Below are 9,648 nucleotides of genomic sequence, written 5' to 3' on the forward strand. Positions count from 1 at the left end.
TTAGACATCTGCGGCCTCCAGCAAAATTCGTCCACTGGAGCAGGTAGCCGTCTCATTGCGATAGGCGAAATACAATTTGCTGCGCAATGGGTCGAAGCGCAGATGCAGCTGGATTTCGTCGCCGGGGCGCACCAACTGCTGGAATTTCAGCACTTCCATGCCGGCAAACTTTATCGGCAGCTCCATCAGTTGCCGACCCAGGTTCAGCGCCCATTCGACTTGCACCACGCCCGGTAATACGGGGGTTTGCGGGAAGTGGCCGCTGAAGTAGGCGAGGTCCGGCGGCACCGCCAGTTGCAGGCTCCACTCGCCGTCGGCTTCGACCTGTTCCAATACATGCGGCGCCTTTGGACGGGGCGCCAGCAGCAGGGCTTCAACCTCGGCTTGCGGCAGTTTGCCCTGGGCGTTCAGCGGCAGTTGACGCAGCAAGCGCCAGCGGCGTGGCAGGGCCAGGGTTTCGCAATGTTGATTCAAGTGCTGACGCAGTTCCTGGGTCAGGGTACGCCGACCTTGATTGCGCAACGCGTGCAGACCCTGTTCGCTCAGCACCAGCAAGGCACCCAGCGAGGCCCGGTTCTCCTGAACCACGCCGAGGCGTGCTTCGGCGACCCAGTCGTGAGCCATCAGCGCCTGTTCCAGCATCGGCAACGAGATACGTTTTTCTTCCAGCTTGACGATCCGGTCCAGCCGTCCAAGCAGTTCGAAACGACCGTCGGCGGCGATGTGCGCGGCGTCGGCGGTATGTTCAACGTGGTCGACCGGCAAGTACGGCGAGGCGATGAGCAGGGCCCCGTCACTGTCCTGACTCAGCACGACATCGGCAAAGGGTTGCCAGAGATCGTCGCCCTGACGCCAGGCAATGCCACCGGTTTCCGAGCTGCCGAGAATCTCCGTCGGCCATTGTTGCAGGCGTGCGTGCAAGCGTTGCGCCGCCTCGGCCGGCAACGCGCCACCGGAAGAAAACACTCGGCGGACTGCGCTCAAGGCCGGCCAATCGAGGTTGTCGCCCATGCGCTTGAGCAGCGCCGGGCTGGCAACCCAGGCGAAGACTGGATGTTCGCGACTGGTGCGCTGCAGGTCTTCCGGGAACGCCAATTGCCGGCGTACGAACGGACGCCCGGCGCACAGCGGCCACAGCACCCGAAACAGCAATCCATAGATGTGCTGGGTGCCGACGCTGCCGATGATGCAGGCGTTGCCCAGGTCCGCGCCCCACAAGTGCTCCAGCGCCTGAACTTCATTGGCCAGTTGCCGCAGGGTTTTCTCGATGCGCTTGGGTTCGCCGCTGGAGCCGGACGTGCACAGGCTCAGGTGACAGTGATCGAGATCCAGTTCGGCGGCAGCCAGCGGCGCCTGCTGGAAGTCAGTCAGCTGTGCGTCGTCCGCCAGATCGGTCAGCCACAGGTCGACCACCGTCGACCAGCGCAGACGGGTCTGGGGTTGCAGGTCGGCAGGCAGCAGCACGCTGACCCCTGCACGCCAGGCGCCGAGCAGGGCAATCGCCAGTTGCGCGGCATCTTCCAGGTGCACGGCAATACGCGTCACACCCTGTGCTTGCAGGCCAGCGGCGAGGCGCAGGGCCTGCTCGCACAGGTCGGCGTGATTGAGCGCGGGATTCGTCGTGACGGCGCGCGCAGGTAGTGCCTTGAGCAACAGTTGCTCAAGTTTTATCCAATTCATGGGTGGCCTCGTACCCGTTGTCGTATGAGCCATTCAATGGCAAACAGCAAACCCATTAACCCGTAGGAGATCAGGCCGGTGTACAACATCCACCAACTCAACGGCGCCCAGAGAGTCAGGGCGGCCGCGAGCAAACCGTTACAGAGGAAAAACACACTCCAGGCGATCGTCACCTGGCGGGTATAAACAATGGCCTTGTCCGGCAGATGCGGTTCGCGCAAACGCGCCAGCCGCTCGATCATCGGTTGCCCGAACTTCAGGCTCAGGCCAAACAACGCCAGCATGAAACCGCTCATCAGCACCGGGTACCAGCGCAGCAACACAGGGCTGTCGAACAGCGCCAGCAGCAGGCAAAAAGCAATGGCAACCACCGCCATCCAGACGCTGCCGGGGCGTCGCTCGCCCAGCAGCGCACGGGCCAGCCACAATCCGCCCAGCAACAGACCGAACTGCCACGGGGCAAAATGTTCCATGCCGAAATACACCGCAAAGGGGTACAGCAGGCCCGCCAGCAGCAGGCCGAGGCCGATCAGTCGGCTCATGCGGCCGGTTGAACCAGACGGTAGACCGCCTCGACCACGTCACCGACAGTACGCACCGACTTGAACTCTTCGGCGGCGATTTTCTTGCCGGTCTGGCGTTTGATGTGATCGATCAGGTCGACGGCATCAATGCTGTCGATTTCCAGGTCCTGATACAGGTTGGCGTCCAGGGTCACGCGTTCGGGTTCCAGCTCAAAGAGTTCGACCAGGGCATCACGCAGGGTGTTGAAGATGTCGTCACGAGTTTGCATGGTCCGGTCTCAAGCTGCCTGTTTTGCAGTGACGAACGCCGCAAGGCTCGCCACGTTGGTGAAGTGACCACGGGTGTCATTGGCTTCGGCGTCGATTTTGATGCCGTACTTTTTCTGGATCGCCAGGCCGAGCTCCAACGCGTCGACCGAGTCCAGGCCCAGGCCTTCGCCGAACAGCGTCTGCTCGTCGCCGATGTCCTGCACGCCGATGTCTTCGAGGCCAAGGGCGTCAATGATCAACAGTTTTATCTCAAGCTTCAGATCGCTCATCTTCGGCGAGCTCCTTAATAAAGTAATGGTGAAAATAATCGTTGAGCTTGCGCGAGGCCTGAGGGGCAGGGCCCAGCGCTGCGAAGGCCTGTGGGTCTATATCGGCCCCGACACGGAAACTGAAGTGCACGCGACGTTTGGGGATCCGATACCAAGGCTCGGCCTTGGTCAGGGTCGTGGGGCTGACCTTGATGACCACCGGGGTGACGATTCTCGCACCGCGCAGCGCAATTGCTGCCGCGCCCCGATGAAAGGCCGGCGGTTGGCCGGGTTGGGTGCGGGTGCCTTCGGGAAAGATGATCAGGGTCTGGTCGCTTTTCAGCGCGTCGGCAGCAGCGTCGAGCATGTCCATGCTGCCGTCGTTGCTGATGTACCCGGTGCGGCGTAGCGGGCCGCGAGTGAAAGGATTTTCCCAGAGGGTTTTCTTGACCACGCAGTTGGCATGGGGCACCAGGCCGATCAGGAACACGACATCGATCAACGAGGGATGATTGGCAATGATCATCTGTCCCGGACGCCCGAGTTTTTCCGCACCCTGGATGTCGTAGGTCAGCACGCCTGTGCGGGCCATGAACCGGACAAAGGAGCGGAATATCCGGCTGACAATATGCCGCGTTCGTTGTCGATGGGCCTGGGCATCGCCCGGCAGGCAGCCGAGCACCGGGAGAATCACCAGCCGCAGGCACAGCCCGCCCAACCCGAAGAGGGTGAAGCTTGCGGCAGTGGCCAGCAGGCGCCAGTAATAGGCGTCGCGGTTTTTATCGGTTACTGGTTGCGTTGCCAGGTCCATACACGATTTTTCCAGGCATGTTGGCAGGTGGTCTGCTGGCCGAGCAGGGTACTCAACAGATTCAGCGCATGGGGCCAATGGGGTTTGGACAACGTATCCGTGGTGCTGTTCAGAGACAGCTGCCACTGATTTCCGGGCGTGATCAACAGGCCGACCGCATACGGGAACGGCACATCGTCGATCCAGGTCGAGTAGGCTTGCGGCGGTTGCTCTTCGGTGATCACCAGCAATACCGCCGGCGCGCCTTCCTCAAGCAACGCGGCGGCCTCTAGCATGCCGTGTTCAAGGCCATCGCCGGCCGCCGCGAGGGCGGTCATCTCGCTGGTTTCGCCGCGCATGATCGACCACAGGCCGATGACGGCGTTGTGCACCGACAGACTGAACTGAGTCGGCGACAGCGGCTGATCGGCGGCCAGGTCGTTGAGAATCTCGAAGGTGCGCGGAGTTTCGCCGTGACGAGAAATGAAGACCAACGGTAGCTGTTCGTGACCCTCGGCCAACGGCCAGCCGACACTAAAGGCCATCCGCGCCAGACGGCTGAGTCGCCGACGCTGCATGGCCGGCAAAAACGATACGTCGGGGGCGGCATCGCTGTTCTCGAGCACGACCGGTTGTCGGCTCCAGGCTTGCCAATCGTCCACGCTTTCGAGCCCAGGGGCCCAAGCGCGCCATTGGGCGATATTGAATTTGATCACTGAAAATTCATCCCGCCCCTGCGGGCTTCCTTGACGCGGTGAGTCGATTGACCGGCGACTGACCCGGCATGACGCTACCGCCGAGTGGCGCGCATTATCCCGGTGCGGCGGGCTTTCAGCAAATACTGGCCCCATTTTGTTCGGTGTGCCATGCCGTTTATCCGCGAAAAAGCTGTCGTTTTGCCATTATTCGGTTTTTTACAGACGTGTCTGTCAGTTGATTCATCACTCAAAGGGCGAAGTCGGTCGTTTTTTTGCCGAGATTGCAGCTGACCGTGCAGTCTGACTGCCAACGAGGTAGCGAAGCTGCGGTGTCGGCAACTACACTCGGTCATTCTTTGATACACGGAGGTTTTGACATGCGGCGTGTGGTGTTCAATCAGAAAGGTGGCGTGGGCAAATCCAGTATTGCCTGCAATCTGGCGGCGGTCAGCGCCAGCGAAGGCTATCGCACGCTGCTGGTGGATCTCGATGCCCAGGCCAACTCCACTCAGTACCTGACGGGTTTGACCGGCAACGACATCCCGATGGGCATCGCCGACTTCTTCAAGCAGACCCTGTCGTCCGGGCCGTTTTCGAAGAAAAACCAGGTCGATATCTACGAAACCCCGTTCGACAACTTGCACGTGGTCACTGCCACGGCCGAGTTGGCTGACCTGCAGCCCAAGCTTGAGGCCAAACACAAGATCAACAAGCTGCGCAAACTGCTCGACGAACTGGCCGAAGACTACGACCGGATCTACCTCGACACCCCGCCAGCGTTGAACTTCTACGCGGTGTCTGCGTTGATCGCCGCCGATCGCGTGCTGATTCCCTTCGACTGCGACAGCTTCTCCCGTCAGGCGCTGTACGGCCTGCTGGCGGAAATCGAAGAGTTGAAGGAAGACCACAACGAAGAGCTGCAAGTCGAAGGCATCGTGGTCAACCAGTTCCAGGCCCGCGCGAGCCTGCCGCAGCAGATGCTCGACGAACTGATCGCCGAAGGCCTGCCGGTGCTACCGGTGTACCTGGGCAGCTCGGTGCGCATGCGCGAATCCCACCAGGCCAACATGCCACTGATCCACCTCGACCCCCGGCACAAACTGACCCAACAGTTCGTCGAACTGCACAACCTGCTGGAAAACACCTGACAGCCGCCCACTGAACGCGGTCCCCTGTGGCGAGGGAGCTTGCTCCCGCTGGGCCGCGAAGCGGCCCTAAAATCTGACATTGCGGTTTGTCTATTAAGTCTCAATCGTCGACGTTACGACTGCTTCGCAGCCGAGCGGGGGCAAGCCCCCTCGCCACAAAGTTCTGAGCTGAGCCTTCTACTTCAGGTCATCAAACTCCCTGACTACGCAACCAGCTCATCAACTGCGGCAGCGGAAACGCCCCGCTCTGACGCGCCACTTCCCGGCCGTTCTTGAACAGAATCAAACTCGGAATCGAACGAATCCCCAACTGCGCCGACAACTGCTGATTCGCCTCACTGTCCAGCTTGGCCAACCGACACTTGCCCGCCAACTGCCCCGCCGCCTGCTCGAACACCGGCGCAAACGACTTGCACGGCCCACACCAATCCGCCCACACATCCACCAGCAACGGCAGATCACCCTTGATCTGACTGGCGTAATCGCCTTGCGTCAGCTCAAAGGGGTTGTTCAGCAGAACGTCGGCTTTGCAGCGCCCGCACTTGGGGTGATCGCCCAGGCGCTCGGCGGGGATGCGGTTGAGGCCGTTGCAGTGGGGGCAGGGGATCAACAGGGGTTCAGACATGAAAGGGCTCCGGAAAGTGGGCAATGCAACCAATCTGGAGCCGAGGCCGTGGATTATCAAGGTGTGCAGGTAAGAGCAAAAAATGGGCGACCCCAAGGTCGCCCATATTCATTACGCCGAAACCTGTGCCCGCAAGCGTCGCCCGATGACGTCCAGCATGTCGCAGCCGTCGCGCAGCGAAATGACCAGCGCCTGTGCAACTTCGTGCAGGACACTGGCATCACCCTGGATGTCGTCGCGCAGGGCGAAGGTTTCCAGCAGTTGGGTGGCGCTGCGGATGCGGAAGGCCGCTGTTTCGTGCAACACGTCGAGCGGGGCTTCGGTATCGATCAGCAGGGAAGGGACGTTGCAGTCCAGGCCGGTGATGGGCATGTATCGAGACATGGGGAACACTCCATTCGATAAAACAACACGGCCCGTCAATGGACGGCGGACGGATTGAGCAGGCTGTCCACCGAATCGGGCAGGTCGAGGTTCTCCAGTGCTCTGTTCACCAGCAGCTCGCCCAACACGATCATCTGCTGAATACCCAGCGCTACATTACGGTGCGTGCCTTCGAGCTCAAAGGCCAGGTCGGTGGTCATCGCGTTCAGCGAGGCCAGGGTTTCGCTGGCGTGGATTAGCAGGGTTTCAGTGTCGATGTTGGGGGTGACGGTGAAGATGGGGCTCGGACGTTGGGTCGGGTTTGGAGTGTCGAGGGAATCGGTGGCGGTGAGGCTGAGTGGTTTGAGGGTGATCTTTTTCATGGTGAAGCTCCCTGAGCTATGGAGCCGCATAGCGGCATTTGCATGCCTTGATACTGTTCAGTCTGTCAAAACTGGTCGCTGATTATGTGGCGACTTGTGAAGACTATCTGCGTGGTCGATTTGGGACAAGTTCATCCAAGGCGCTACAGCGTGCGGGAAATGTCCTAGGACGGTTTCTTTTTGGGGGGTGTCCCGAAAATAAATCCGTGGCCCTTTCTTGTCCCTGATGAGTGAATCTAAAAACTCATGTCAGCTTCAATGTTCTCTTCATAAGTAGAGAGCAATTTCATAATGCTTTCGTTGCCGGAATATTGCTCTTTCAACTGCTTCAGTTTTTGGTCTGTGTCCTTGCAGTATTTATTGATATCGCTGATGACACGGTTGAGGTTGCCTGGGTCGGCGGGGTCCGGCTCAGGGATGTCGCCGCGTAGAGAGTCACAGTTATCTCTACTTTCGATGTGGCTGGATACGTCGGTCGGTACGGAGCGGTGCTTTTCCGTTTCGCAAGAATTAGAATTTGGCTCTATGCCGTATCCAAGATTTAAGTATAAGTGACCGTTCAATATTCCATTTTTTCTTGAGAAAAGATGGATGCCTTCTTGGCTTAAACAGGTGCTGATTATTGTACGTTGACCCTTAACCTCAACCGCTGTGGCGCCATTTTCATTTGCGTTTTTGCCAGCTACAGCTATGCCGATAAAAGGTTCTTTATATTGAATGTCGAGCCCGTAGACGTGCATGTTGGACTCGTTGAGCAGGTCGGTTACATCGCCCGGTTGCCGTTTTTCTCCATTTGACTTTGTTAACTTGCAGCAAGCAGCGGTTCCGTTGGTTTTAGGGAACTGGACTGAAATGGCTTCGCCGATTGCAATTTCCTGAGTGGTATATAAATAGGTCTTCCTGTCCGGATCATTTTTAATGAATCCAAACCCGATATTTTGGGCAGGCGCTGATGTTGAAAAAATGATTAAAATGATGAGTAGAACGTGTTTAATGTCCATCTGGTGACCAATGTGGTGGGTCGGAAAAAGTTTTTTAACTCCATAATGTAGCACCTATGGGGTTTAAGTCGCTTAAGTTTTTAATAAAAATAGAGGCGCCAGAAGCATCTATGGTTGTTTTTCGCGGAAAAAGGGGGGCGGATTTATTTTAATTGGATTTATTTTAGTTGGGTGTCCCGAGAATAAATCCGTGGCGCCCCTTTCTTGGGGTGATTTGCGCGAGGCGGTTGGCGGTAGCAAAAGTGGTTGTATGCACCACACATACCAACCGTTAGTCAGTGCTAAGTGGTACATTAACTTTGGCTTTGATAAACGGTATGCCCGGAGATAAATAAGGTTTGATGAGTTTGGCTACGTTTTCTTTTTGCTTGCGCTTGCAAAAAACATTAAGGCTCCAGTTGGTTATATAGTCTTTCCCCTCTAGGGTGATGCTGTATTTTAAATCGACTACTTCTCTATTGGTAGCAATGGCGAGCTGTGTGAGTTCTGCCCACTTGAATGCATAGTGATGGTATTCAGTTTGCATTTCCTGGTAGCTTTTTGAGTTCGCCATCGAGAGATACATCAAGCCCATCCCTCCCGGGCCTATCAGCGCGCCGATCAGGAATGCCGGATCAATGGTCGCCAGGAAGATAAAAATAATCGCCGTTATACCGGCAAACCATTTTAGAAACGTCAATGCCCATTTGGGGAAATCTTTCCACTTGCAATACTCCACTCCGGACTGAGTAAAGCGATAGGCGAAATTCATTCGCTGGTGGGTCATGCCCGAAATCGTAAATGACATGAGTACATAAAAAAATACGCACGACAAGGTCCGCCAAGGTTGATTCAGGTCGTGGTATGCGGAATACAAAAACATAGAAAGGCCAAATAACACTAAGGACATAAATGCAAACATGCAATTAGCTACAAGCGTATTGTAATTGCGTGCCCGAATCGTCCATCCCAACAGTTCTGGTTCGTCGGCATACTTCCATTGGAGTTGCGGCGGCAGCTCAAGTGCTTTGTCAAAATTGAACATCGTAGGGCTCATTGATTCATTCAGTTAGGGACGGCCTGCTTCAAGGTCAGAAAAGCAGAAAAGGGGATTATTTGCGCGAGGCGGTTGTCGGTAATAAAAGTGGTTGTATGCACCGCGCAGACCCAACGTTAGTCAGTGCTAAGTGGTACATTAACTTTGGCTTTGATAAACGGTACACCCGGAGATAAATAAGGTTTGATCAGTTTGGCTACGTTTTCTTTTTGCTTGCGCTTGCAAAAAATATTCTGACTCCAAGTTACAATTCCGTTGTCATACATGGTGTACTTTAAGTCCACAACGTCTCTATTGGTTGCAATGGCCAGCTGTGTGAAATCCTTCCATTCGTATGTCAGATGATGGTATTGGGTCTGCATTTTTTGGTAGCTCCTCGAGTTCGCCATCGAGAGATACATCAAGCCTATCCCTCCCGGACCTATCAGTGCACCAATCAGGAATGCTGGATCAATGGTTGCCAGGAAGACGAAAATAATCGCCGTAATCCCGGCAAGCCACTTCAAAAACGTCAATGCCCATTTAGGGAAATCTTTCCACTCGCAGCACTCCACTCCGGATTGAGTAAAGCGATAGGCGAAATTCATTCGCTGGTGGGTCATGCACGAAATCGTAAATGACATTGACAGATAAAAAACCACACTAGCCGATATGCGAGAAAGGTAACTCTCACCAGGAGGCGCAACTGAATATACGGCATACGTCCCCCCCATTATTACAATTGACATAAATGCAAACATGCAATTGGCCACGAAGGTGTTGTAATTGCGCGCCCGAATCGTCCATCCCAACAGTTCTGGTTCGTCGGCATACTTCCATTGGAGTTGCGGCGGCAGATCAAGTGCTTTGTCAAAATTGAACATTGTAGGGCTCATTGATCCA

General features: G+C 56.2%; 13 protein-coding genes. 1 reads left to right on the plus strand and 12 read right to left on the minus strand.

Translation table 11 applies throughout. From position 1 onward, the window contains the following. From AC3WK5_RS04785 to AC3WK5_RS04810, 6 genes are read right to left on the minus strand one after another with little or no spacing between them, the layout of a single operon-like run. The gene (locus AC3WK5_RS04785) at positions 1 to 1,680 is read right to left on the minus strand and encodes an acyl-CoA synthetase family protein (protein WP_103317165.1); all 1,680 of its coding nucleotides are present in this window, start codon (positions 1,678 to 1,680) and stop codon (positions 1 to 3) included. Further along, the gene (locus AC3WK5_RS04790; RefSeq protein ID WP_054595265.1) at positions 1,677 to 2,222 is read right to left on the minus strand and encodes a COG4648 family protein; all 546 of its coding nucleotides are present in this window, start codon (positions 2,220 to 2,222) and stop codon (positions 1,677 to 1,679) included. Before AC3WK5_RS04790 ends, AC3WK5_RS04785 begins: the two co-directional genes overlap by 4 nt. Beyond that, positions 2,219 to 2,473, minus strand: coding sequence for an acyl carrier protein (locus AC3WK5_RS04795; protein WP_054595266.1), 255 nt, complete (start codon positions 2,471 to 2,473; stop codon positions 2,219 to 2,221). Before AC3WK5_RS04795 ends, AC3WK5_RS04790 begins: the two co-directional genes overlap by 4 nt. Positions 2,474 to 2,482: 9 nt before the next feature. Continuing rightward, on the minus strand, positions 2,483 to 2,743 hold the full coding sequence (locus AC3WK5_RS04800; protein ID WP_103317168.1) for a phosphopantetheine-binding protein: 261 nt from the start codon (positions 2,741 to 2,743) through the stop codon (positions 2,483 to 2,485). Next, entirely contained in the window at positions 2,724 to 3,533 is an 810-nt protein-coding gene (locus tag AC3WK5_RS04805; protein ID WP_103317170.1) for a lysophospholipid acyltransferase family protein, read from the minus strand. The genes AC3WK5_RS04800 and AC3WK5_RS04805 overlap by 20 nt, the downstream gene beginning before the upstream one ends. Continuing rightward, entirely contained in the window at positions 3,509 to 4,228 is a 720-nt protein-coding gene (locus tag AC3WK5_RS04810; RefSeq protein ID WP_103317173.1) for a beta-ketoacyl synthase chain length factor, read from the minus strand. The genes AC3WK5_RS04805 and AC3WK5_RS04810 overlap by 25 nt, the downstream gene beginning before the upstream one ends. A gap of 359 nt (positions 4,229 to 4,587) precedes the next feature. Between AC3WK5_RS04810 and AC3WK5_RS04815 the strand changes: the two genes are divergently transcribed. Beyond that, entirely contained in the window at positions 4,588 to 5,358 is a 771-nt protein-coding gene (locus tag AC3WK5_RS04815; protein WP_054595270.1) for a ParA family protein, read from the plus strand. A gap of 190 nt (positions 5,359 to 5,548) precedes the next feature. Here AC3WK5_RS04815 and trxC read toward each other — a convergent pair whose 3' ends face one another. The 6 genes from trxC to AC3WK5_RS04845 form a co-directional block, all read right to left on the minus strand. Next, entirely contained in the window at positions 5,549 to 5,983 is a 435-nt protein-coding gene (gene trxC, locus AC3WK5_RS04820) for a thioredoxin TrxC (RefSeq protein WP_103317175.1), read from the minus strand. Between the two features lie 111 nt (positions 5,984 to 6,094). Continuing rightward, on the minus strand, positions 6,095 to 6,367 hold the full coding sequence (locus tag AC3WK5_RS04825; RefSeq protein WP_103317178.1) for a hypothetical protein: 273 nt from the start codon (positions 6,365 to 6,367) through the stop codon (positions 6,095 to 6,097). 35 nt (positions 6,368 to 6,402) lie between these two features. After that, on the minus strand, positions 6,403 to 6,729 hold the full coding sequence (locus tag AC3WK5_RS04830; RefSeq protein ID WP_103317181.1) for a DUF6124 family protein: 327 nt from the start codon (positions 6,727 to 6,729) through the stop codon (positions 6,403 to 6,405). 236 nt (positions 6,730 to 6,965) lie between these two features. Further along, positions 6,966 to 7,730: a hypothetical protein gene (locus AC3WK5_RS04835; protein WP_103317183.1), complete on the minus strand. Its 765-nt coding sequence runs from the start codon at positions 7,728 to 7,730 to the stop codon at positions 6,966 to 6,968. Positions 7,731 to 8,001: 271 nt separating this feature from the next. After that, positions 8,002 to 8,754 (minus strand): immunity protein TsiV2 protein, encoded by a 753-nt coding sequence (locus tag AC3WK5_RS04840; RefSeq protein WP_103317186.1) that lies wholly within the window; start codon positions 8,752 to 8,754, stop codon positions 8,002 to 8,004. Between the two features lie 128 nt (positions 8,755 to 8,882). Continuing rightward, positions 8,883 to 9,629 carry a hypothetical protein gene (locus AC3WK5_RS04845; RefSeq protein ID WP_103317189.1) on the minus strand — a complete coding sequence of 249 codons (747 nt, stop codon included), beginning with the start codon at positions 9,627 to 9,629 and terminating at the stop codon, positions 8,883 to 8,885. Between the last annotated feature and the right edge of the window lie 19 nt (positions 9,630 to 9,648).

The organism is Pseudomonas sp. FW306-02-D09B (genome assembly GCF_058782685.1).

Bases quoted from the DNA above. Each gene is read 5' to 3' on its own strand.
- trxC (WP_103317175.1), bottom strand. From the start codon at position 5,983: ATGTCTGAACCCCTGTTGATCCCCTGCCCCCACTGCAACGGCCTCAAC.
- AC3WK5_RS04790 (WP_054595265.1), bottom strand. From the start codon at position 2,222: ATGAGCCGACTGATCGGCCTCGGCCTGCTGCTGGCGGGCCTGCTGTAC.
- AC3WK5_RS04845 (WP_103317189.1), bottom strand. From the start codon at position 9,629: ATGTTCAATTTTGACAAAGCACTTGATCTGCCGCCGCAACTCCAATGG.
- AC3WK5_RS04815 (WP_054595270.1), top strand. From the start codon at position 4,588: ATGCGGCGTGTGGTGTTCAATCAGAAAGGTGGCGTGGGCAAATCCAGT.
- AC3WK5_RS04840 (WP_103317186.1), bottom strand. From the start codon at position 8,754: ATGTTCAATTTTGACAAAGCACTTGAGCTGCCGCCGCAACTCCAATGG.
- AC3WK5_RS04830 (WP_103317181.1), bottom strand. From the start codon at position 6,729: ATGAAAAAGATCACCCTCAAACCACTCAGCCTCACCGCCACCGATTCC.
- AC3WK5_RS04785 (WP_103317165.1), bottom strand. From the start codon at position 1,680: ATGAATTGGATAAAACTTGAGCAACTGTTGCTCAAGGCACTACCTGCG.
- AC3WK5_RS04795 (WP_054595266.1), bottom strand. From the start codon at position 2,473: ATGCAAACTCGTGACGACATCTTCAACACCCTGCGTGATGCCCTGGTC.
- AC3WK5_RS04825 (WP_103317178.1), bottom strand. From the start codon at position 6,367: ATGTCTCGATACATGCCCATCACCGGCCTGGACTGCAACGTCCCTTCC.
- AC3WK5_RS04805 (WP_103317170.1), bottom strand. From the start codon at position 3,533: ATGGACCTGGCAACGCAACCAGTAACCGATAAAAACCGCGACGCCTAT.
- AC3WK5_RS04835 (WP_103317183.1), bottom strand. From the start codon at position 7,730: ATGGACATTAAACACGTTCTACTCATCATTTTAATCATTTTTTCAACA.
- AC3WK5_RS04800 (WP_103317168.1), bottom strand. From the start codon at position 2,743: ATGAGCGATCTGAAGCTTGAGATAAAACTGTTGATCATTGACGCCCTT.